This window comes from Pseudoclavibacter soli DSM 23366 (genome assembly GCF_000423505.1).
In the GTDB taxonomy this organism is placed as follows: Bacteria; Actinomycetota; Actinomycetes; order Actinomycetales; family Microbacteriaceae; genus Pseudoclavibacter_A; species Pseudoclavibacter_A soli.
This window is the reverse complement of record NZ_AUIC01000003.1, coordinates 600,004-620,720: the sequence shown is the minus strand read 5'-3', so window position 1 is coordinate 620,720 and position 20,717 is coordinate 600,004. Positions and strand designations below refer to the sequence as shown.

Here is a 20,717-nt window from a genome sequence, read left to right as displayed (position 1 = left end):
CAGAGAGGCAGCAGTATGGCAGGCATCGTTTCCGTTTCGGCACGCGAGATTCTCGATTCGCGCGGCAATCCCACCGTCGAGGTCGAGGTCGGTCTGGCCGACGGCACGCTCGCTCGGGCAGACGTTCCCTCGGGTGCGTCAACCGGGCAGTTCGAGGCGGTCGAGCGCCGCGACGGCGGTGGCCGCTACCTCGGCAAGGGCGTGCTGGGCGCGGTCGAGTCGGTCAACACCGAGATCGCCGAGCTGCTGAATGGTCGCGACAGCGCCGACCAGCAGGGCATCGACGAGGCGCTCATCGCCCTCGACGGCACGCCGAACAAGGCACGTCTGGGCGCCAACGCCATTCTCGGCGCATCGCTGGCTGTGGCTCGTGCCAACGCGCTCTCCACCGGCCAGCCGTTGTATCGAGCCATTGGCGGCGACGATGCCGCTGTGCTGCCGGTGCCGCTGCTGAACATCCTTAATGGCGGTGCACACGCAGACTCCAACGTCGACTTCCAAGAGTTCATGATCGCGCCGATCGGCGCACCCACCTTTGCCGAGGCGCTGCGCTGGGGCTCTGAGGTGTACCACACTCTCAAGTCGGTGCTCAAAGAGCGCGGCCTGAGCACCGGGCTCGGCGACGAGGGCGGCTTCGCTCCCAGCCTGGAGCACAACGCCGATGCATTCGAGGCGATCACCACCGCGATCGAGCGCGCCGGCTTCACGCTCGGCAGCGACGTGGCGCTGGGGCTTGACGCCGCATCCAGCGAATTCTTCACTGACGGTGCCTACCAGTTCGAGGGTGAGGGTCGCGACTCGGCCTGGCTGATCGACTACTACGACAAACTCATCTCGACCTACCCGATCGTCTCGATCGAAGACGGTCTTGACGAGAACGACTGGGCTGGCTGGAGCGCGCTGACCGCGCGTCTCGGCGATCGAGTGCAGCTGGTGGGCGACGACCTGTTCGTCACCAACCCGGAGCGCCTGCAGCGCGGCATCGATGACAAGGCCGGCAACTCGATTCTGGTCAAGGTGAACCAGATTGGTTCGCTGACCGAGTCGCTGCGTGCCGTCGAGCTGGCACAGGCCAATGGCTACACCGCCATGATCTCGCACCGTTCGGGCGAGACCGAAGACACCTTCATCGCCGACCTCGCGGTGGCCACCAACGCCGGGCAGATCAAGACCGGTGCTCCGGCCCGCTCGGAGCGCGTCGCCAAGTACAACCAGCTGCTGCGCATCGAGGCCGAGCTGGGCGACCACGCACGCTACGCCGGGGCTCAGGCCTTCCCTCGCTTCGGCAAGTAGGGCATCCGGTGGCCAGAGACGGCGGCGAACAGGGCACAGCGGCGGGCACCCACGGGTTCCGCGGCTTTCCCGTGCTGCTGTCTCTGGCGCTCATCGGCGTGGCGCTCGTATTGGCGCCGAGCATCAAGCTCTACATCGAGCAGCAGCAGCAGGTTGCCGACCTGCAGGCAGAAGTCGATGCGCAGAGTTCGAGCCTCACCGAGCTGCAACAGCAGCGCGCCCGCTGGGACGACCCGGCATATATTCGCGCGCAGACCCGCGAACGACTGTATTTCGTGGTGCCCGGTGAAACCACATACGTGGTGGTCGACGGCGACAGCGTCACCGAGTCGAGCACCGATACCCAGGCCACACAGGCGCCGAGCACCGATGTCACCACCACTCAGCAGAACTGGAGCGAGCTGCTCGGGCAGTCGATTGCACAGGCGGGCACCAGCGACGCGCCCTTGAGTAACACCAGCACCGATGACGGCACCGGCGATGGCACGGAGGGGCAATGACGCACGACAGCACGGTCACCGAGCATGATCTCGAGGTGATGGCCGAGCAGCTGGGCCGTCCGATGCGATCTGCAGTGGGCATCCCGGCGCGCACTGCCGACGGCACACCGATGGTGGTCTCCACCGCCCCGCGGCTGGCCGACGGCACGCCGTTTCCCACCTTTTACTACCTGACGCATCCCGAGGTCACCCGTGAGGTGTCGCGCCTCGAGGCGGCCGGGCGCATGGCCGAGCTCAACGAGCTGCTCGCTGCAGATGACGATCTCGCTGCGCGGTATCGTGCCGCGCATGAGCGCTACATTGCCGATCGAGAGGCCTATGGCGTGGTCGAGGAGATCGCCGGGGTGTCGGCCGGGGGGATGCCCACGCGTGTTAAGTGCTTGCATGCGTTGGTCGGGCACGCGCTCGCGGCCGGGCCTGGGGTGAACCCCATCGGCGACATCGTGCTCGACGAGATTGGGTGGAGTCGCGAAGAGGGGACATTGCTGCCTCATCTCGCAACTGAGCGCAATGTGCCCAACACCTGAGAAATCCACAGATCTTTGGAGTAGATTAGGCGGGTAATACGTCATCTGCGCAAAGGAACATTGTGACCAAGATCCTGATCATCGGTGGAGGATACGCGGGTTTCTATACTGCCCGCACTCTCGAGAAGCTGCTTAACAAGGGTGAGGCAGAGGTCACCCTGGTCGACGCGCGACCATATCTCACCTACCAGCCCTTCCTGCCCGAGGTTGCCGCGGGCTCGATCGAGCCGCGCCACGTGCTGGTGCCTCACCGTCGTCATCTGAAGACCACTCAGGTGGTGAATGCGAAGGTTACCGGCATCTCCAACGCCGATAAGCAGGTCACGGTGCAGGCTGAGGGCGGCGAGCCCTACACCCTGGCCTACGATGTGCTGGTCGTGACGCTGGGCGCCGTTTCGCGCACCTTCCCCATTCCGGGCATCGCCGACAATGCCATCGGTCTGAAGTCTGTCGAAGAAGCCGAGTGGATCCGCAACAAGGTGACTACCAACTTCGACCGTGCGGCAAACCTGCCCGCCGGGCCCGAGCGCCAGCGCCTGCTGACCTTCGTAGTGGTCGGCGGCGGCTTCGCTGGCATTGAGGGCTTCGCCGAGGTGCGCGGCCTGGCCACCAAGCTGCTCAAGCACTACCCTGAGATCACCGAAGACGAGCTGCAGTTCCACCTCATCGAGGCTGCTGACCGCATTATGCCCGAGGTCTCGCTCGAAACTGCCAAGTGGGTCATCGCCGATCTGGCCAAGCGCCATGCAACGGTGCACCTCGAGACGCAGGTCACCAGCGCCGTCGACGGCGTGGTCGAGACGTCGAAGGGCGACAAGTTCCCCACCGACGTGATCATCTGGACCGCTGGTCAGATGGCCAACCCGGTGCTGCGCAACAGCGACCTTCCGCTTGAGCCGCGCGGTCGCCTGCGTCTGCGCGCAGACCTTCGTGCCACCGATGACGACGGCATCATCGAGGGCGTCTGGGGTGCTGGCGACTCCACCCAGGTGCCTGACGTGACGGGCAACGGCCTGCCCTTCGATGGCTCGTGCGTGCCGAACGCGCAGCACGCAGTGCGTCAGGCACGTCGCTTGGGCAAGAACATCGTCGCCTCGCTGCGTGGCGATCAGCCGGTCGACTACGTGCACAAGCCGGCTGGTGCTGTCGCTGGCCTCGGCGTGGGCAACGGCGTGTTCACCGGGGGCAAGAAGAAGTTCGCCCTCAAGGGTGGCATCGCCTGGCTGTTCCACCGCGGCTACCACGGCCTGGCTATCCCCACGTGGGAGCGCAAGTGGCGTGTGTTCGGCGACTGGTGGCACCAGATCTGGCTGGGTCGCGACATCGCGACCACCACACACGTGCAGAACCCGCGCGCGTTCTTCGAAGAGTTCGCCTCACGCCCCAAGCCGAAGCCTGCTGACGACGCGAAGCCTGCTGAGGCCAAGGCCGAGAAGGCTGCAGACAAGAAGGCTGAGAAGCCTGCTGAGGCCAAGGCCGAGAAAGCAGCAGACAAGAAGGCTGAGCCTCAGGCCGACGACGCGAAGTAGTCGCTGAGCTGCAAGAAGCGCCCCGCTGGTAAACCACCGGCGGGGCGCTTCTTTGTGTCTGCAGTTGCCGTGCTGCGTGCTCGTTGGTCAGTGTGTGTGCTCGTTGGTCCGAGCGGTGCTGGAGTGGCGAGTGAGCGCGCAGGTTGGCGAGTGGTGGTGCGCCGGCGGGGTGCTGCCAAGTGGTGGCGCGAATGTGCTGGTAGCGGCAACCTGCATGCCATCGAGCGGCGACGTGCAGGCAGCAGCGCGGCGGCGCCGCAGCACCCCGAGAATCAGAAGTGGTCTGCGCTGCCGAGCAGACGCCGGATGCGGTCGGGCAGCGGCGGGTGCGTGGCGAACAGGCGGTCGATGACGCCGGGCTTCAGCGGGTCGGCGATGTACATGTGCGCCATCGCAGAGTTCGCGCGCTGCAGCGGTTGCGAGTAGCGCTGCAGCTTGTCGAGTGCGCTGGCCAGCCCCTCGGGGTCGCGCGTGGTGAGCGCACCTGTGGCATCGGCGAGGTATTCGCGCTGCCGCGAGACGGCCAGCTGCACCAAGGTCGCCGCCAGCGGTGCCAGCACGGATGCCAGCACGGCCAGTACGATCATGAGCACCCCGCCGCCATTGTTGTTATTGCGTCGGTTGCCACCGAAGAAACTCACTCGCAGCAGAATGTCGGCGATGATGCCCACCGCGGCGACCAGCCCGAACACGATCATGTTGAGCCGAATGTCGTAGTTGCGCACATGCCCCATCTCGTGGGCCATCACACCGGTGAGCTCGCGATCGGTCATGAGATCAAGGATGCCGCTGGTCGCGCACACAATGGCATGCTCCGGATCGCGGCCGGTGGCGAAGGCATTCGGGGCGGGGTCGTCCATGATGTACACGCGTGGCATCGGGGTGCCGGTGGTGATCGCCAGGTTCTCGACGATGCGCCACAACCGCGGGTTCTCTGCCTTGGTGATCTCGCGCGCACCACTCATGGCGACGGCTGCAGAACCGGCCGCAAAGTACTGAATAGTCGCGTAGATCGCCGCGCCGACGAGCGCCCAGATTGTGATCGTCCAGTTGTCGAACATCAAGCTGGCGATCCAGCCGAGGCCGGCGATGATCGCTACGAACACGATGATGATCAGCACCGTGTTCACTTTGTTTTGACGGATGGCCCGGTACATTCAGCAGCCTTCCGTGCGTTGCCAGCCCACTCGGGTGGTGTGCTGGGCAGAACGTTCCCTTGACGCAGTGGCAGGCAGGGGTGTCACGGTCAGAACTGCACCCGCGGGGGCTCGGCGATCGCCGAAGGGTCGGCGACCTCGAAGAACTCGCGAGCGGTGAAGCCGAAGGGACCAGCGATGAGGTTGGTCGGGAAGGTCTGAATCTTGGTGTTGAGCTCGCGCACACCACCGTTGTAGAACCGGCGGGAGGCCTGAATCTTGTCTTCGGTGTCGACGAGCTCTTGCTGCAGATGCAGGAAGTTTTGATTGGCCTTGAGATCGGGGTAAGCCTCGGCCACGGCAAACAGACTCTTGAGCGCACCCTGCAGGTGGCTCTCGGCGACTGCTGCCTGCTCGGGGCTCTGCGCCGAGATGGTCTCGCTGCGTGCAGAGGTAACCCGCTCGAACACCTCGCGCTCGTGGCTGGCATAGCCCTTGACCGTCTCGATGATGTTGGGGATCAGGTCGGCCCGGCGCTTGAGCTGCACCGTGATGTCGCTCCATGCTTCGTCGACGCGCACGCGCAGCCTGACCAACCCGTTGTAGGTGGCCCACAGCCACCCGCCGATGATCACGACTAACGCGATCACCACGATCAATGCGATCCATCCACCGCTCACGTCGGCCTCCTTTGGGCATGCGTCTCAGAAGTGGAACCAGTCTACCGTGGTGTTTTCGGCGGGCACAGAGGGTGCCTGTGCAGAATTGCCCATCGATCATTTGTGTCGTGTGCAGATGGTTGCGGAGTGCACGCCAAGAACCCCGGAATCTCGGGCTTAGGCACCAGCCGCAGCGGCATCATCGTCGTGATCACTGGGCAGGAAGGTACGCTGCCCGCGTAAGATGTGAGGGTCGCCGCCCCCATAGCCCAATCGGCAGAGGCAGCCGACTTAAAATCGGCACAGTGTGGGTTCGAGTCCCACTGGGGGCACTGTCTGCGTCGTCGTTCGCCACGGTGTGCGATCGCTGGTCACCAGCGGGGCCGCACGTGGCAAACGACGACACCAGCTGACCAACGAGGCCCCGCGCCTCCACATCAGAAGACCCGAGGAGCCCGAATGAGCGACCAGCACCCAGCCAACGACACCATCGCCACGCAGCTGGCGCACCGCACCATCCGCGCATACACCGACGAACCGGTCGACGAGCACACCATCGCGACTCTGCTTGAAGTCGCGCGCCAGGCACCCACCAGCAGCTTCTATCAGCAGCGCACCATCATTCGAGTCAAAGACCTCGAGGTGCGACAGCAGATCTTCGAGGCTTCGGGCCAGCCCTATGTCGGTGGAGATCGCGGCGAGCTGTTCGTGTTCGTGGTCGACCTCTACCGCAACGCGCGCATCCGCGAAGAGCAGGATGCCGACGTGGCGGTGCTTGAGACCATGCCGCTGTTTCTGCAGGGCGTCGAAGACGTGCTGATCGCCGCGCAGAACGTGGTGGTCGCGGCCGAGTCACTTGGCCTCGGCACGGTCTACTTGGGCAGCATCGGCGGCGACCCGCGCAAGGTGATCCGCGCACTGGGGCTGCCCAAGCGCACCTTCCCGCTGGTGGGGTTGATCATCGGGCACCCTGACCAGCAGCCTCAGCTGAAGCCGCGACTGCCGCAGAGCATCCTGACGGCCACCGACGCGTACCCCGAGATTGACTCGTACCAGCAAGCGCTCGCCGAGTACGACCAGGTCGTCACCACGTACTATGACCTGCGCGACACCAGCCGTCGCATCGACTCGTTCACCCATCAAATCGCGACTAAGCCCGGTCAGGGTGCGGCAGAGAAAGCCCCCACCCTTGAGGTGTTGCACGAGCAGCTGCTCGCGCTGCGGTGACGAGCTGAGCCTGGCGCATCCACCGCACTGAAAGGAGCTGGCCCATGCACCTGCTGCGCGTGACCGTGCTGTTCATGCTCGCTGCGATCGCCGAGATCGGCGGCGCCTGGCTGGTCTGGCAGGCAGTGCACGAATCTCGCCCGTGGTGGTTCGCCGGCCTCGGGGTGATGGCGCTCGGCGTTTACGGGTTCGTCGCCTCGCTGCAGCCAGATGCCGATTTCGGGCGGGTGCTGGCCGCATATGGCGGGGTGTTCATCATCGGTTCATTGGCCTGGGGGATGCTCGTCGACGGTTTTCGGCCCACGCTCTGGGACTGGGTGGGCGCGGCGATCTGCCTGGCCGGCGTGAGCGTTATTATGTTCGCTCCCCGGGGGCTCGACTGATCCCCAGACTCACGACGTCGCCCCGTACTGCACGGCAAGGTAAAGGTCGCGCCCGGTGATCGGGTCGGTCATAGTGAATCGTGACAGCTCGGCGAGGCCGTCGTATCCCTCGCCAAAGGACGACTGCTGCACCTGTGAGATCACCCAGATCGACCCATTGTCCGCGGCCAGCCGGGGCAGATCGTCAGCACGCCCGATGTCTGTGTCTTTGAGCATCGCAAGCGATCCCCACTCATATGTCAATGGTGGAATATAGAGCACTGGCGACGCATCGGTTTCGTAGGTCGAGGCCTCGTAGTAGAAGATGGGAGTATCTGCGACGATCACGGCGTTGTCGCCGGAGCGCTCTCTGATCTGTGCGATCAGTGACTGTGATTCGCTGCTCGCCTGCTCGACTTTGTTGAAATCACCCAGCCGATACTCTGCGGCCATGCCAAAGCAGAGAGTGGCGACGAGTGCGATGCCGGTGGCGCCGCGAACGAAGCGCCATACGCGACCATGATCAGGCCAAGTCACAGCGATCGCGGCGATCATGGTCAGCGCCAGTGACGAGGGCACGAGATACCTCGAAATGAACGACGAGGTCAACGGCGGTAGCGAGAACAGCAGCAGTAGCACCGGCGGCACTCCGGCCAAACAGAACAGCAGCAGCCAGCCGCGACGTGCCCGCCCGGCACTGCGCCGCCAAGCGCGCACGCCCAGCACGACGCAGGCAGCAGCGATGGCAAAAATGCAGATGCCCTCTGGCACACTCAGTTCGCCGAACTCTCGAAACGCGAGCGTATCCGAGACGAATCCCGGCAGCGTCGACCATGAAACCTCGGGGATCCAGAAGCCGCCTTTGCGCACCGTCTTCATCTGAGTGACAACGGCAGGCACCCAGGGCAAAAACAGGGCGATGCCCAGCATGTGCGTGGCGAGCCAGCTGCGGCTGAAAAAGGCGCGCATCCACGCCTGCCACCCGGGGGCGGTTCGGTGCACAGCCACTGCACGCCACGCCCAGTGCGACAGCCAGACCAACACCATGAAGTAGTGCGTCCACATGCCGGCGGCGATCAGCAGGCCATAGATCGTCCAGTCACGGCGTCGGCCGGATGCGCTGGCTCGCAGCAGCATGAGTGTCGCGGCGAATGCCAACATGGCGACCATGGCATACATACGCATCTCGTGGGCGTACCGTAGCGTGACGGGTGAGATGAACAGGGCGATTGCGGTGGCTGTGGCAGCACGCTTCGAGAACAGGAGCGAGGCCAGCCTGGTGGCCAACACGATGGCAGCAGCGGCGAATGTGACGCTCAGCATGCGCAGTGCGACCACTGAGTCGCCGAACATGAGACTCCAGGCCTTGAGAGTCCAGTAATACAGGGGAGGGTGCACGTCGGCTGCGGTGTACCGCCAGATGTCTGCGAAGGAGAAGCCAATCAAGGTATCGGTGAACCCCTCATCGAACCACACCGAGATCGACAGCAGCGGCCAGTTGAACGCAGCCACTGCGACCAGGCTGAGTGCGCTCAGCCATATCCACTGCCTGCGTGACCACGACCTGGAGGGTCGGGGAGAGTGCGTGGGCTCAGGAGACTCGGGGGTTGCGCTCATCGTGCTTTCTGGGAAGACAAGAACCCTACGAAGGGTACGGAACGTCAGTAAGGCTATCTGCTTCACCAGTGCGTGTGCTCAGCCACGCCTGAGTACCGGCTATGCGCTGAGCTGGCAGAGCCGCATGGCCCGCTCAGTGCTCGTCTGTCTCGACTTCCCTGTTCGTACCAATCGGTTCGGGCAGCCCGAACCGCTCGCGATACGCCTGTTGAGTCTGCTGCTCGAGCACCGCTGCAGTGGCTGCGGCCTGGGCTTCGGCTGCCGCCCGATCTTCGGTCCATGAGCCGCTGTCGACCATGAACGACAGCGGCGGGCGCCCGAATTCGCGCTTGAACGCGGGAACTTGACCGCCCAGTCTTCAATCGTCGAAAGATGGGCTGGGTCTTCGAGAATCACCTTGGCAATCTCGTGAGTGCGTGGAGCGCTCTCGTCTGCTGATGGTGATCATCGGTGTCGCGCTGATGGCCGTCGCCGTGGCCGCCGCGGGCCCGAACGCCTGCGGCAAGTCGACGCTGCTCAAGGCGCTGGCCCGCATGCTGCCGCCGGCAGCCGGGTCGGTGTGGCTCGACGACCGCGAGATCACCGAATATGCGCCCAAAGAGGTGGCTCGTCGCCTCGGCTTGCTGCCACAGAATCCGAGTGCCCCTGAAGGAATCATCGTGTCGGATCTCGTGGCGCGCGGCCGGTACCCGCACCAGAACCTGCTGCGGCAGTGGACATCCACCGACGAACAAGCCGTGATCGAAGCGATGACCGCGGCGAACGTCACCGACCTGGCCGATCGCACGATCGACCAGCTGTCGGGCGGGCAGCGTCAGCGAGTCTGGATCGCGATGGCTCTGGCGCAGCAGACCCCGCTGCTGCTGCTCGACGAGCCCACCACCTACCTCGATATCGCCCACCAGGTCGAGGTGCTCAACCTCGCTCGCCGGCTGCACCGAGGCGGACGCACAGTGGTCGCCGTGTTGCACGAGCTCAATTTGGCCTTTAGATACGCCACCCACCTGATCGTGATGAAAGAGGGGGAGATCGTGACTACGGGCAGCACCGCCGACGTGGTGTCGACCGAGTTGATTGAAGAGGTGTTCGGGCTGCCCAACGCGATCATCACCGACCCGCTGAGTGGGTCGCCGCTCGTGGTGCCGCGCATCGACGAGGAGTGAGGGCGGGGCTGGCCCCGCAGCGTGGTTGCCGGCATCGAGTGCCTGACCTCTTTTCAGTGGTTGCCGGCATCGAGTGTGTAGAAAAGCTGCCTACACCCCGCCTCGTAGGCAGCTTTTCTGTACATTCGGTGAGGGCGTGAATCTGGCTCCTCCCTCTGTGGTAGCGAATGGTAGTATTTGATAGGTATTGGGGTCATTCGTGATGAGGAGTTGGCGATGAGTGCAGGTAAGTCAGCCAAGGCTGGTGTGGCCACGGTGCAGCTCGCGACTCGAATCGAGGTCTCTCAAGAACAGCTGTTCCGTGAAACCGCACGGCGATTAGGCACGACGCCCGCAGATGCAATGCGGGTCTTCGTGGCCGCGTTCAACCAGCACCGCGGGTTCCCATTCGATGTGCGGTTGGCAGCCGAAGTAGAGCCGCTCGAGACCGAAGACGAAGCCACTGAATTCGCTTCCCACGTGTCGGGGCAGCTGCTCGATGCGGCGGGGTGAGATCTGGACCCTCCGCGATGACCGTTACGCGTCAAAAGCGCGCCCTGTCGTCGTGCAAGGTGATCTTGAACAGTTTGATTCGGTAGTGCTCTGCCTACTCACCTCATTTCATCGGCCAGACGCCGAGCGTGTGCGAGTCGATCCGACACCGAGCAATGGTCTCTCGAAGACCAGCTATGTGATGGCAGACAAAATCGTTACGGTGCGTCAACACGAACTCGGGCGCTGTGTGGGCGAGCTCACCGCCGCGCAGATGCATGCGGTTTCTCGGCAATTGGCGCGACTGCTTGCGCTGACAAAAGACGATCTGAGCTGAGCCGGCACCTTGTCGGCATCGAGTGTGTAGAAAAGCTGCCTACACCCCGCCTCGTAGGCAGCTTTTCTGTACATTCGGTGAAGATAGGCGCATATGGATGCCCCAAGCCACGGCGCAGGCCCGGCCGGCCGAGCAGACATATGGCACTTGGAGAGCGCGCCGGGTGTCAGATTCGACGCATCCCGTGCGAACAGTGGTGGCGCCGTGGCCTGGGCGATAGCCTGAGAAAGATGTCTGCAGCCACCCCGTCACGTCGCCAGCCGCCGAAGGTGCGCCGGCCAGAGCCGGCGCCGGTGGCAGAGAGCGCACTGATCACAGGTCTCACGCAGCAGATGCACCACCACCCGACCAGTGACCGGCAGCAGGCCGTCGATGCGTTTCTGGGGCAGCATCCAACAAGCCCGATTGTTGAGCCCGACCCGGCCGGTGATGCACACCACCGCATCGTCACCTTCGTGCGACAAGACGCGAACGCTGCCGAGGTGCTCTTGTTCGTCAACAGGCTCACCGACGAGACCGATCTCGATCGGTCGCTCATGCAACACGTCGCCGGCACCGACCTCTGGCACCTGAGCTACCGCATGCGCGATGACTGGGTGGCCTCGTACAGCTTCAACGTGGCCAAGGCAGGCGAGCTTGCGCCGTGGCGGGGGCAACCCGATCAGCGGGGCATCCGTGAGGCGCTCGATCACGGCGAGCCCGACACACGCAACCCACTCACGATGACCAACCGCGCCGGGCGTCGCGTGTCGGTGGTGGCACTCGAGGCCGCGCCTGGCGACCATTGGAGCACACCTCACGGTGCGCCCGCCGGCGAACTCACCGCGCACACTGGCCCAGACGGGCGCCGACTCTGGGTGTACCTGCCGGCAGGTGGGTGCGGTGCCGATGGTGCGCCGCTGCTGATCGTGCTCGACGGCGACGTGTGGCGCGGCACACAGCCGCTGCCGACCATGCTCGACAACCTCATCGAGGCACAGGCGATCGCGCCGGTGGTTGCGGTGTTCGTCGACAGCGCCGACCGAGAGCAGCGGTGGAGCGAGCTCGACGAGCACGGCGGCATCGCCGACTGGATGGCCGACCGACTGCGCCCTTGGCTCACCGAGCTGCCGAATGCGTCGATCGCCACCAACCCGCAGCACACCGTGGTGGTTGGGCAGAGCCTCGGCGGGCTGGCCGCGCTCGCCGCCGTTGTGCGCCGCCCCGACGCGTTTGGCGGCGCCATCGCGCAGTCGGCGGCGCTGTGGCAGACCGACGTGGTAGACGAAGCCGCCGCGCGGCCGCCACGCGAGGCGCGCATCGAGATACAGGTTGGCCAGCAGGAGTGGGTGCTGCTGCCACCGGCGCGCGCATTCGCGGCGCAGTTGGCCGGCGACGGGGTGGATGTGCGACTCACCGAGGTCAACGGCGGTCACGACTACGCGTGGTGGCGGCGCACGCTGCCCGATGCGCTGCAGCGACTGTTTGCTGAACGGGGCACGCGATGAGCGATCCCACCACATCAGCGACGCGCCGCAGTGTTCGTGCGCGCAGTCGGCGCGAACGGATGCTGCTGCGCACCGCGGTATCCCTCGGAGCGCTCGGCGTGGGAACCCTCGCCGTTGGGCTGGTGCTGGCCTTCACCGGTGTGGGGAGTGGGGCATCCACCGAAGCCGCCGCCGGCGAGCCCACCGGCCACGTCGCCGATGCCGCGCCCGAAGCCTCGGGCTCGGCAGACGCCGACGTTCAAGTGGTCGGCTCCGGTTCGATCACCGCGCTGGTGCAGCCCGCATGGGCGAAGCAGATCGCCCAGCAGACCGGCATTCCCGAGCGGGCGATGCGCGCCTACGCCGGTGCGACGATCTCGGTGGCGCGTGACCAGCCCGGCTGCGGGCTGGCCTGGAACACCCTCGCAGCCATCGGCGAAGTGGAGAGCGACCACGGGCGCATCGGCGGATCGGTGCTCGACGACACTGGCCGGGCCACGCCGGGCATCGTGGGCATCGCCCTCGACGGTGACGGGGTGGCCGACATTGCCGACACCGACGGCGGCGCGCTCGACGGCGACAGCGAGCACGATCGAGCGGTGGGGCCGATGCAGATGATCCCGCAGACCTGGGCCGTCTACGCCGTCGACGGCAGTGGCGACGGCGTCGCCGACCCACAGAACATCGACGATGCCGCGCTCGCGGCCGCCCACTATTTGTGTGCCACCGGGTACGATCTCTCCACCTCGTCGGGCTGGATCGCCGCGATCGACGCCTACAACCAAGGCGTCGACTACAACAACGCGGTGGCTGCGGTCGCCAACCGATTCGCCGCTGCCGCATGACCGGCAGGCGCCGCAGCAGCACCCGGCTCGACTAAACTTGCTCTATGAGCTTCCGCACCAAAGAGGGCAAGCGCGTTGCGCGCATTCTCGCCGATCGAGCCTCCCAGCCACGTGTCACCGACGACGCACCCAGCGACAAGCGCCTCAAGCGCTACCTGGCCAGCGCATCCAACGTGGCCGATCACTCTGGGCTGCGGCCTTGGCGGCTGATCACCCTGCGCGGTGATGCGCGCCTGCGTCTTGGCGAGGCCATCGCCGAGGCCCAGGGCGATCGCCACCCGAGCACCAAGCCGCTGCGTGCACCGCTGCTGATCGCTGTGGTGGCCTCGTACCGCCCGTCGAAGTTCGGCAAGGTGCCACAGTGGGAGCAGCTCGCCGTGGCCGTCGAGGTCGCCCAGAATCTGCAGCACCTGCTGCTGGCCGAGGGCTGGGGCTCGTTCTGGCGCACGGGTCGAATTGTCGAGGCCGATGTCGTGCGGCGCGCGCACGGGCTCACCGACGACGAGCAGCTGCTCGGCTGGCTCTACGTGGGCGGTCTGAGCGACCGGCCCAAACGCGCCCGCGCTCGCAAGGTCACCGCAGAGCAGCTCACCACGCTCGGCGCCTAGACTTATCGCATGTCGCAACCTAAGTCGAACCTCAGCAACGCCGAGGTCGACGCCCGATTCATTCCTGTTGGTGTGCGCGTCGCCGCAGGCTGGAGCTGGCGCCTGCTGATCAGCGCGGCAGCGCTCGCTGTGCTCGTTTGGGCACTCATTCAAGTGCGGCTGGTCGCCATTCCGGTGATTGTCGCGCTGCTGTTCGCGTCGCTGCTGCGGCCTTTAGTCGAACGGATGCGCCGGGCCGGCCTGCACAAATGGGTGGCCGTCATCAGCGTCGAGCTGCTGTTCGTGGCGCTCGTCGGCGGCCTGGTCGCAATCATCGTGGCGCAGTTCTCCGATGGTGTCGACGACTTCGTTCAGCGCACCAAAGATGCGTATCTGCAGCTCGCGCAGTACCTGCTCGACTCGCCGCTGCATATCACGCAGGACAACATCACCGACTATGTGAAGAGCCTGCTCGAGTCGGTGCAGCAAGACCGCAACGTGCTCGTCAACGGCGCCCTCTCGGTGGGCACCACGGCCGGGCATCTGGCCACCGGCGTGCTGCTGGTGATCTTCTCGCTGCTGTTCTTTCTGGCCGATGGGCCGCTGATCTTCTCGTGGGTGACCACGCTGCTGCCGGCCTACCTGCGGCCCACCATCGCCGGGGCGGGGCGCGCCGGCTGGCGCACACTCTCGAGCTATGTGCGCGTGCAGATTCTGGTGGCGGCCATTGACGCGATCGGCATTGGCATCGGCGCACTGGCCTTGGGATTGCCGATGGTGCTGCCGCTGTCACTGCTGGTTTTCGTGGGCTCGTTCGTGCCCATTCTCGGTGCAGTGGTGTCGGGCGCTTTGGTCTGCCTGGTGGCACTCATCTACAAGGGCTGGGTGGTTGCGCTGATCATGCTGGCCGTGGTCATCGCTGTGCAGCAGATCGAGTCACATGTGCTGCAGCCGCTGGTGATGGGCAACGCAGTCAAAGTGCATCCATTGGGCGTGGTGCTTTCAGTGGCCATCGGCACCATGCTCGGAGGCATTCCCGGAGCCATGTTCGCGGTGCCGTTGGTGGCGGTGATCAACCGCGTGGTCGGCTATTTCTACGGGCGCGAATGGGAGCACGACGACTTTGCGAAGGCTGTGGCCGAGACCATGGGCACCAACGACGAGCGTGACCCGCATGCCCTGGCCGAGGAGATCGACGAGCGCGACCTAGCGCAGCAGACAGAACTTGACGACCCAGACGATCAAGAGAGAACGAAATGACGAACGAGCAACTGATCCGACCGGCGGCCCCCACTCTGCAAGACATTGAGCGCGCTCGCGCTCGTGTGTCTGAGATTGCGAAGGTCACGCCGATTGAGCGGTCGAAGGCGCTCGGCGCGGAGCTCGGTCACGAGGTGTTTCTGAAGTGCGAGAATCTGCAGCGCACCGGTGCCTACAAGGTGCGTGGGGCCTACATCAAACTGTTGAGCCTGACCGACGAGGAGCGAGCCCACGGCGTGGTTGCGGCCTCGGCGGGCAATCATGCGCAGGGTGTGGCGCTGGCTGCCAAAGAGCTCGGCATCAAGGCAACCATCTTTATGCCGCTTGGTGTGGCACTGCCCAAGCTGCAGGCCACCAAGCGTTACGGTGCCGACGTGGTGCTCGAGGGCGAGATCTTCGATCAGACCTTGGCCGCGGCCAAACGGTTCACCGAAGAGAGCGGCGCCACGTTCATTCCGCCATACGACGACCCCAATGTGATCGCCGGCGCCGGCACGATCGGGCTTGAGATCATCGACCAGCAGCCTGACGTGACCACGGTTGTGGTGCCGATCGGCGGCGGCGGCCTGATCTCGGGCGTGGCCACCGCGGTCAAAGAGAAGGCGCAGCTGCTCGGCCGGCGCATCCGCGTGGTCGGGGTGCAGTCGGATCGCGCAAGCTCGTACCTGCCTTCGCTGGCGGCCGGTCACCCAGTTGCCGTGCCAGTCGAGCCGAGCATTGCCGATGGCATCGCCGTAGGGCGCCCCGGCGATCTGAATTTCGGCATCGTGGCAGAAAAGGTCGATGAGATCGTCACGGTGAGTGACAATGAGATCGCCCGGGCTATCGTGCTGCTGCTCGAGCGCGCCAAGTTGGTGGTCGAGCCCGCGGGGGCTGCTGCTGCGGCGGCCATCCTTGCGGGCAAAGTGAGCTCGGAGGGCACCGCGGTGGCGGTCACTTCGGGCGGAAACATCGACCCGCTGCTGCTGCAGCAGATCATTCAGTACGGGCTTGTGGAGCTGTCGCGCTACGCCACGATCTCGGTGATGCTGCCGGATCGACCCGGCCAGCTCAAGATCATCTCAGAGACGGTGGCTGCGGCGCAGGCCAATGTGGTTGAGGTGCTGCACACTCGCCACGGGCGCGGCCTCGGCATCGGGCGCGTTGAGCTGCAGCTCGCCGTTGAGACCAAGGGCGAGGAGCACCTGCAGGCCGTGCTGGCCAGCTTGCGTGAGATCGGCTACGATCCGAACGTGGTGCGCTAGCGCACCTGCAAGTTGGCCCTGTGTTTCGAGTCATGCGATCCGAATACGGTGCGTAATGTCGGCAGGGTCGGCGTGATGTCTGCAGGTGCGTGGGTGTCGGTGCCGACTTTGTGCTTGTGGTGCCGACTTTGTGCTGCCGCCGGTTGACCTGTGCCGCGCGCGGTGAGTAGCCGGGATATGTCCTGACGCATGATCGGCCAGAGCGCGCGCGGATTCACCCCTGTGTACGTGATTTCGCCGTTGGTGGGGGTGTTGGGGTGAAATTGTGCGCGCGGGCGTGAAATTGTGCGCGGGCGCGCTGCTCTGGAGCGCGCAGCGGTGAAAACGCGCAGGCGCAGACCAGCCTCCGCTAGGTTCAGGCCCCGGTATAGGGCTCGACCGAGACCACCTTGACCGTGATGGTCGAGCCGTTGGGCGCCTCATAGGTGGTGGTGTCGCCGGCCTGATGGCCCAGCACGGCCGCACCCAATGGGCTCTCGGCACTGAAGACTTTGACGTCGCCGCTGGCGATCTCGCGGTTGCCCAGCAAGAACACCAGCTCGCGCCCGGCGACCTCTGCCGTGATCAGCGTGCCGCTGGCCGCCTTGCCGTCGTGCAGCTGCACATCGCCGACCTTGGCATCGCGCAGCAGCACCTCGAGCTCGCGGATGCGCCCCTCGAACTTGCCCTGCTCGTCTTTGGCCGCATGGTAGCCGCCGTTCTCACGCAGGTCGCCCTCGGCACGAGCCTCTTCGATGCGCTTGGCGATGTCTTTGCGCCACGGCCCGCGCAGGTGGTCGAGCTCAGCAGTCAGACGGTCGTAGGCCTCTTGCGTCAGCCAGGTGCCCTCTTGCTCATCAGCCATGTGCATGTCTCCTTCAGGTCGTGAACGCAGGTGCCCAAACCGCGACACCTGAACGCACAGTCTACTCCGGGCCTGTGACAAAGGGGTCGGCAGGATGTTCACAGCCGTCATCTCACGGCTTGCGGCTGGTGGTGGGGCGGGTGGTCAGATCGTCCAGCAGTTCTGCACTGAGCCCGCCAGTGCCGGGCGATATGAGCGCACCGTGACCTCGACGACACGACTGGCCTGATCGCTGGCCGGAATGTCGACGTAGCGCCAGCCGACTTGGTCTTGGTCGTCGCCGCGGGCGTCTACCAGGCAGCGGGCGGCTTGGCCGCCAGTGGTGCTGATCGAGATGCCGACGACGACATCGCCGTCGGCGGTGACCTCAGAGGTGGCAGTCTGGTATTTGATGTTGGTGCTCGGCATCACGAGAGTGAAGAGAGCGACTGCCACCGACGAGACCACGACCAGCGCCGTGCCGAGCCACAGCCACGCCCGGCGGGAGAGGTGTCGACGGGGTGTGCCATAGCGCTCGGCGAGCAGTTCGGCTCGCTGCGGGTCACTGTTCGACATGCGGCATCCTTGGAATCGTTAAACTTGATTGTACGTGACGGATAGCGGGCCGGTGCCCGAAGAAATGAGGGTGCGGTGTCTCTGCGACTGCTTGCCGTGCACGCGCATCCCGACGACGAGTCGAGCAAGGGTGCGGCCACCTATGCGGCGTACGCTGCCGCGGGCGTCGAGGTCACGGTGGTCAGCTGCACCGGGGGCGAACGTGGTTCGGTGCTCAACGAGCGCGTGGCTGATCGAGCTTGGGCCGAGCGCGACATCGCCGGCCTGCGACACCGCGAGATGCAGCAGGCACAGCAGATTCTGGGCATTCGCCATGCCTGGCTGGGCTACCTCGACTCGGGCCTGCCCGACGAGGGCGATCCCGTACCGCCCGGCAGCTTCGCCGATCTGCCGATTGACATCACCGTGCAGCCGCTCATTCGCCTGATTCGTCGAACGCGACCACAGGTCATGGTGACCTATGACGAACGGGGCGGGTACCCGCATCCTGACCACATACGCGCCCACGAAGTGGCGGTGCGCGCGCTGCGTGACGCGGCCAACCCGGCAGTGCATCCCGAGCTCGGCGCCCCGTGGCAGATCGAGAAGCTGTACTACGACCGCATTCAGAACTTCGACCGCTTTCACACGGTGTATCAGGCCATCGCGGCAGAGCGAGGCGCAGACGAGCGCATCGAGCGCATGCTTGAGATGTTCCGCGAGCGGCCCTACCGGGTTACCACGCAGGTGCGCTGCGATGCCTTCTTCGAGCAGCGTGACGCGGCGCTGCGCTCGCATGCCAGTCAAGTCGCCCCAGACAGCATGTTCTTCTTCTGGCCCAACGACGTGCAGTCTCGGGTGTGGCCCTACGAAGACTTTCAGCTGGTCGACTCGCGAGTGCCCACCGCGGTGCCTGAAAGCGATCTGTTCGAGGGAGTTGACGACGACGGGTTCAGCAGCGAGGCCGACGTGAGAGACTGGAACGACCCGCGCGCGTCAGGCGCGCACAGAGAGGAATCCCGATGAGTCTGTCTGCCGACTGGGCCGCGCTGGGGCAGGTGCCCGGCGTCTTCGTCACCGAGACCGTCGAGCCATCGCCCTCACCCTCGACTGACACCACCGAGACCACCGAAGAGATCGGTGCCGGCCCCGGAGCGTTCTGGCTGACCTTCATCGCCGCGATCGTCGTCACGCTGCTGGTAGTCGACATGGTGCGCCGACTGCGCCGCATGCGCTACCGTGACCAGGCTCGCGAGCAGCTGGCCGAAGAATACGGGGTGACCGATCAAGAGTTTCCCGAGGGGTCGCCAGTCGAAGACGACGACCGCCTTGACCCCATCGAGCGCAAGAAGCGCAAGGTCGCTGAAGAAGACCGTCGCTGGGAGGAGCGCGCTCGCCGTCGCGGACGCTGACTCGCCCTGCTCGCAGAAGGTGGGCCTGCGGCTGCGGCTACGAGCCGAACCGGCGCTGACGGCTGGCGTACGAGCGCAGCGCGCGCAGAAAGTCGACGCGACGAAAATCGGGCCACAGCACATCGGCGAAGTAGAACTCACTGTGCGCTGACTGCCAGAGCAGAAAGTCGCTGAGACGCTGCTCGCCAGAGGTGCGCAGAATCAGATCAGGGTCTGGCTGGTCGCCGGTGTACAGGTGGGCCGAAATCTCGCCGACGTCGACTTTGGCGGCGAACTGCTCGAGGGTGCGCCCTTGGGCGAGCCACTCGCTGGCCGCAGCACGCACGGCATCGGCAATCTCACGCCGGCCGCCGTAGCCCACGGCAAGGTTCACCTGCATGCCGGGCACGTCGGCGCTGCGGGCCTCGGCCGCGGTCAGCGCCTCGCACAGCTGCTCTGGCAGCCCTTCGCGGCTGCCGACATGACGAATGCGGCAGGTGCCGCCGCGCGAGATCTCGTCGGCGAGGTCGATGATGATCTGAAACAGCTCGTCGAGCTCTTCGCTGGTGCGGTTGGTGAGGTTGTCGGTCGAGAGCAGGTAGAGGGTGACCACCTGAATGCCGCTGGCGTCACACCACGAGAGAAACTGCCGAATGACTGCGGCGCCGGCACGGTGGCCGGTGGATGCTTTGGAGTTCTGTTTCTGCGCCCAGCGTCGGTTGCCGTCAAGGATGACCGCCACGTGCTGGGGTGGAACGGTGTCGCGCAGCTGCCGCTCGAGTCGTCGCTCGTATAAGCGATAGATCAGCGATGACGAGCGCGGCGTGATGGTGGACACTCCCTCAACGATACCCAATCGGCGCACGCTTGGTGCGGCTGTAACGATCGCACGATCGCCAGTCGGTGGCCCAGCGTAGAATCAACCCCATGACAGATGAGCGCGTGACGGCCCAATCAGACGCACAGGCGGGCTCGGCTGAGCAGGCCGCAGTGCACGCTGCCGTGCACGGCGACGAGCAGGCGGTCGAGCAGGCTGTGCAGGCCGAGACCAGCACCCTGCCGCACCTGCCGATCACCGAGGTCACTCGCGAGATTCGAGGCGATCAGCGGCCGACGTGGCGTGGCTGGATCCATGCCATCACCTTCCCGTTTGCTCTGGCCAGCGGCATCGTGCTGATCGTGCTCGCCCATGGTGCGGCGGCAAAGGCGGCCTGCGCCGTGTACATGGCCAGTTCGATCATGCTGTTCAGCAACTCGGCGATCTACCATCTGTTCAACTGGGGCCCCAAGGTCAAGGTGGTGCTCAAACGCATCGACCACTCCAACATCCTGCTGCTGATCGCCGGCACCTACACGCCACTGAGTGTGCTGACCCTGCCCGCCGACAAGGCGAGGTTGCTGCTGCTGATCGTCTGGACGGGAGCCCTCGCGGGCATCCTGTTTCGCGTCTTCTGGATCACTGCGCCGCGCTGGCTCTATGTCGGCATCTACTTGGCCCTCGGCTGGGCAGCGGTGATGTATCTGCCCGACTTCTTCGCGGCAAACGCGGCCACGATGATTCTGATCATCGTCGGCGGAGCGCTCTACAGCTTGGGCGCAGTGGTCTACGCACTCAAGAAGCCCAATCCGGTGCCCGGGGTGTTCGGGTTTCACGAGGTGTTTCACACCTTCACCGTGCTGGCATTCGCCTGCCACTGCGTCGCCATTTTCTTGGTGGCGGTGTAG

General features: G+C 65.1%; 24 protein-coding genes and 1 tRNA gene. 18 read left to right on the top strand and 7 right to left on the bottom strand.

The window, feature by feature from the left end; translation table 11 throughout:
- The first annotated feature begins 15 nt into the window (after positions 1–15).
- The 4 genes from eno (at position 16) to G557_RS0102850 (ending at position 3,849) form a co-directional block, all read left to right on the top strand.
- On the top strand, positions 16–1,293 hold the full coding sequence (gene eno / locus G557_RS0102865) for a phosphopyruvate hydratase (protein ID WP_028244881.1): 1,278 nt from the start codon (positions 16–18) through the stop codon (positions 1,291–1,293).
- Between the two features lie 8 nt (positions 1,294–1,301).
- Positions 1,302–1,793 (top strand): FtsB family cell division protein, encoded by a 492-nt coding sequence (locus tag G557_RS13235; protein WP_051224266.1) that lies wholly within the window; start codon positions 1,302–1,304, stop codon positions 1,791–1,793.
- Complete coding sequence (locus tag G557_RS11275) at positions 1,790–2,320, top strand: DUF501 domain-containing protein (RefSeq protein WP_051224263.1); 531 nt, start codon at positions 1,790–1,792, stop codon at positions 2,318–2,320. The genes G557_RS13235 and G557_RS11275 overlap by 4 nt, the downstream gene beginning before the upstream one ends.
- A 62-nt stretch (positions 2,321–2,382) precedes the next feature.
- On the top strand, positions 2,383–3,849 hold the full coding sequence (locus G557_RS0102850; RefSeq protein ID WP_028244880.1) for an NAD(P)/FAD-dependent oxidoreductase: 1,467 nt from the start codon (positions 2,383–2,385) through the stop codon (positions 3,847–3,849).
- 272 nt (positions 3,850–4,121) lie between these two features.
- Here G557_RS0102850 and G557_RS0102845 read toward each other — a convergent pair whose 3' ends face one another.
- Positions 4,122–5,006, bottom strand: coding sequence for a M48 family metallopeptidase (locus G557_RS0102845; protein WP_028244879.1), 885 nt, complete (start codon positions 5,004–5,006; stop codon positions 4,122–4,124).
- Positions 5,007–5,095: 89 nt separating this feature from the next.
- Positions 5,096–5,665, bottom strand: coding sequence for a LemA family protein (locus tag G557_RS0102840; RefSeq protein ID WP_028244878.1), 570 nt, complete (start codon positions 5,663–5,665; stop codon positions 5,096–5,098).
- 237 nt (positions 5,666–5,902) lie between these two features.
- Here G557_RS0102840 and G557_RS0102835 point away from each other — a divergent pair.
- From G557_RS0102835 to G557_RS0102825, 3 genes are all read left to right on the top strand, one after another.
- A tRNA-Leu gene (locus tag G557_RS0102835) sits at positions 5,903–5,976 on the top strand.
- A gap of 127 nt (positions 5,977–6,103) precedes the next feature.
- Positions 6,104–6,871, top strand: coding sequence for an NADPH-dependent oxidoreductase (locus tag G557_RS0102830; RefSeq protein ID WP_028244877.1), 768 nt, complete (start codon positions 6,104–6,106; stop codon positions 6,869–6,871).
- A gap of 44 nt (positions 6,872–6,915) precedes the next feature.
- Positions 6,916–7,254 (top strand): YnfA family protein, encoded by a 339-nt coding sequence (locus G557_RS0102825; protein ID WP_028244876.1) that lies wholly within the window; start codon positions 6,916–6,918, stop codon positions 7,252–7,254.
- 9 nt (positions 7,255–7,263) lie between these two features.
- Here the strand turns inward: G557_RS0102825 and G557_RS0102820 are convergent, their stop codons facing one another.
- Positions 7,264–8,745 (bottom strand): glycosyltransferase family 39 protein, encoded by a 1,482-nt coding sequence (locus tag G557_RS0102820; protein WP_028244875.1) that lies wholly within the window; start codon positions 8,743–8,745, stop codon positions 7,264–7,266.
- Between the two features lie 238 nt (positions 8,746–8,983).
- Positions 8,984–9,148 carry a hypothetical protein gene (locus G557_RS13880; protein ID WP_156877052.1) on the bottom strand — a complete coding sequence of 55 codons (165 nt, stop codon included), beginning with the start codon at positions 9,146–9,148 and terminating at the stop codon, positions 8,984–8,986.
- A 139-nt stretch (positions 9,149–9,287) separates the two neighbouring features.
- Here G557_RS13880 and G557_RS11270 point away from each other — a divergent pair, with 139 nt between their 5' ends.
- The 8 genes from G557_RS11270 (at position 9,288) to ilvA (ending at position 16,223) form a co-directional block, all read left to right on the top strand.
- Entirely contained in the window at positions 9,288–10,013 is a 726-nt protein-coding gene (locus G557_RS11270; RefSeq protein WP_084626954.1) for an ABC transporter ATP-binding protein, read from the top strand.
- Between the two features lie 216 nt (positions 10,014–10,229).
- Positions 10,230–10,505, top strand: coding sequence for a hypothetical protein (locus G557_RS0102805; RefSeq protein WP_051224258.1), 276 nt, complete (start codon positions 10,230–10,232; stop codon positions 10,503–10,505).
- Positions 10,492–10,821, top strand: coding sequence for a type II toxin-antitoxin system PemK/MazF family toxin (locus G557_RS14420; RefSeq protein WP_028244873.1), 330 nt, complete (start codon positions 10,492–10,494; stop codon positions 10,819–10,821). The genes G557_RS0102805 and G557_RS14420 overlap by 14 nt, the downstream gene beginning before the upstream one ends.
- Before the next feature lie 230 nt (positions 10,822–11,051).
- Entirely contained in the window at positions 11,052–12,308 is a 1,257-nt protein-coding gene (locus G557_RS11265; RefSeq protein WP_051224255.1) for an alpha/beta hydrolase, read from the top strand.
- A complete protein-coding gene (locus tag G557_RS0102790) occupies positions 12,305–13,132 on the top strand; it encodes a lytic transglycosylase domain-containing protein (protein WP_084626931.1) in 828 nt (275 codons plus the stop codon). Before G557_RS11265 ends, G557_RS0102790 begins: the two co-directional genes overlap by 4 nt.
- Positions 13,133–13,176: 44 nt before the next feature.
- Entirely contained in the window at positions 13,177–13,740 is a 564-nt protein-coding gene (locus G557_RS0102785) for a nitroreductase family protein (protein WP_028244871.1), read from the top strand.
- A gap of 9 nt (positions 13,741–13,749) precedes the next feature.
- Positions 13,750–14,979, top strand: coding sequence for an AI-2E family transporter (locus tag G557_RS11260; protein WP_051224252.1), 1,230 nt, complete (start codon positions 13,750–13,752; stop codon positions 14,977–14,979).
- Complete coding sequence (gene ilvA, locus G557_RS0102775; RefSeq protein ID WP_028244870.1) at positions 14,976–16,223, top strand: threonine ammonia-lyase; 1,248 nt, start codon at positions 14,976–14,978, stop codon at positions 16,221–16,223. The genes G557_RS11260 and ilvA overlap by 4 nt, the downstream gene beginning before the upstream one ends.
- Before the next feature lie 355 nt (positions 16,224–16,578).
- On the opposite strand, the gene greA is transcribed toward ilvA, so the two are convergent.
- Together greA and G557_RS0102765 are read right to left on the bottom strand one after the other, a co-directional pair.
- On the bottom strand, positions 16,579–17,073 hold the full coding sequence (gene greA / locus G557_RS0102770) for a transcription elongation factor GreA (protein ID WP_425414027.1): 495 nt from the start codon (positions 17,071–17,073) through the stop codon (positions 16,579–16,581).
- A gap of 138 nt (positions 17,074–17,211) precedes the next feature.
- Entirely contained in the window at positions 17,212–17,622 is a 411-nt protein-coding gene (locus G557_RS0102765; RefSeq protein WP_028244868.1) for a DUF4307 domain-containing protein, read from the bottom strand.
- A gap of 75 nt (positions 17,623–17,697) precedes the next feature.
- Between G557_RS0102765 and mca the strand changes: the two genes are divergently transcribed.
- Complete coding sequence (mca, locus tag G557_RS11255) at positions 17,698–18,627, top strand: mycothiol conjugate amidase Mca (RefSeq protein WP_051224249.1); 930 nt, start codon at positions 17,698–17,700, stop codon at positions 18,625–18,627.
- On the top strand, positions 18,624–19,013 hold the full coding sequence (locus G557_RS13230) for a hypothetical protein (protein WP_051224246.1): 390 nt from the start codon (positions 18,624–18,626) through the stop codon (positions 19,011–19,013). Before mca ends, G557_RS13230 begins: the two co-directional genes overlap by 4 nt.
- Positions 19,014–19,050: 37 nt before the next feature.
- On the opposite strand, the gene G557_RS0102750 is transcribed toward G557_RS13230, so the two are convergent.
- A complete protein-coding gene (locus G557_RS0102750) occupies positions 19,051–19,821 on the bottom strand; it encodes an isoprenyl transferase (RefSeq protein ID WP_036960877.1) in 771 nt (256 codons plus the stop codon).
- 227 nt (positions 19,822–20,048) lie between these two features.
- Between G557_RS0102750 and trhA the strand changes: the two genes are divergently transcribed.
- Entirely contained in the window at positions 20,049–20,717 is a 669-nt protein-coding gene (gene trhA, locus G557_RS0102745) for a PAQR family membrane homeostasis protein TrhA (RefSeq protein ID WP_028244866.1), read from the top strand.

Bases quoted from the DNA above. Each gene is read 5' to 3' on its own strand.
- eno (WP_028244881.1), top strand. From the start codon at position 16: ATGGCAGGCATCGTTTCCGTTTCGGCACGCGAGATTCTCGATTCGCGC.
- G557_RS11275 (WP_051224263.1), top strand. From the start codon at position 1,790: ATGACGCACGACAGCACGGTCACCGAGCATGATCTCGAGGTGATGGCC.
- G557_RS0102845 (WP_028244879.1), bottom strand. From the start codon at position 5,006: ATGTACCGGGCCATCCGTCAAAACAAAGTGAACACGGTGCTGATCATC.
- G557_RS0102830 (WP_028244877.1), top strand. From the start codon at position 6,104: ATGAGCGACCAGCACCCAGCCAACGACACCATCGCCACGCAGCTGGCG.
- G557_RS0102825 (WP_028244876.1), top strand. From the start codon at position 6,916: ATGCACCTGCTGCGCGTGACCGTGCTGTTCATGCTCGCTGCGATCGCC.
- G557_RS13880 (WP_156877052.1), bottom strand. From the start codon at position 9,148: ATGGTCGACAGCGGCTCATGGACCGAAGATCGGGCGGCAGCCGAAGCC.
- G557_RS11270 (WP_084626954.1), top strand. From the start codon at position 9,288: ATGGTGATCATCGGTGTCGCGCTGATGGCCGTCGCCGTGGCCGCCGCG.
- G557_RS0102805 (WP_051224258.1), top strand. From the start codon at position 10,230: ATGAGTGCAGGTAAGTCAGCCAAGGCTGGTGTGGCCACGGTGCAGCTC.
- G557_RS14420 (WP_028244873.1), top strand. From the start codon at position 10,492: ATGCGGCGGGGTGAGATCTGGACCCTCCGCGATGACCGTTACGCGTCA.
- G557_RS11265 (WP_051224255.1), top strand. From the start codon at position 11,052: ATGTCTGCAGCCACCCCGTCACGTCGCCAGCCGCCGAAGGTGCGCCGG.
- G557_RS0102790 (WP_084626931.1), top strand. From the start codon at position 12,305: ATGAGCGATCCCACCACATCAGCGACGCGCCGCAGTGTTCGTGCGCGC.
- G557_RS0102785 (WP_028244871.1), top strand. From the start codon at position 13,177: ATGAGCTTCCGCACCAAAGAGGGCAAGCGCGTTGCGCGCATTCTCGCC.
- G557_RS11260 (WP_051224252.1), top strand. From the start codon at position 13,750: ATGTCGCAACCTAAGTCGAACCTCAGCAACGCCGAGGTCGACGCCCGA.
- ilvA (WP_028244870.1), top strand. From the start codon at position 14,976: ATGACGAACGAGCAACTGATCCGACCGGCGGCCCCCACTCTGCAAGAC.
- greA (WP_425414027.1), bottom strand. From the start codon at position 17,073: ATGCACATGGCTGATGAGCAAGAGGGCACCTGGCTGACGCAAGAGGCC.
- G557_RS0102765 (WP_028244868.1), bottom strand. From the start codon at position 17,622: ATGTCGAACAGTGACCCGCAGCGAGCCGAACTGCTCGCCGAGCGCTAT.
- G557_RS13230 (WP_051224246.1), top strand. From the start codon at position 18,624: ATGAGTCTGTCTGCCGACTGGGCCGCGCTGGGGCAGGTGCCCGGCGTC.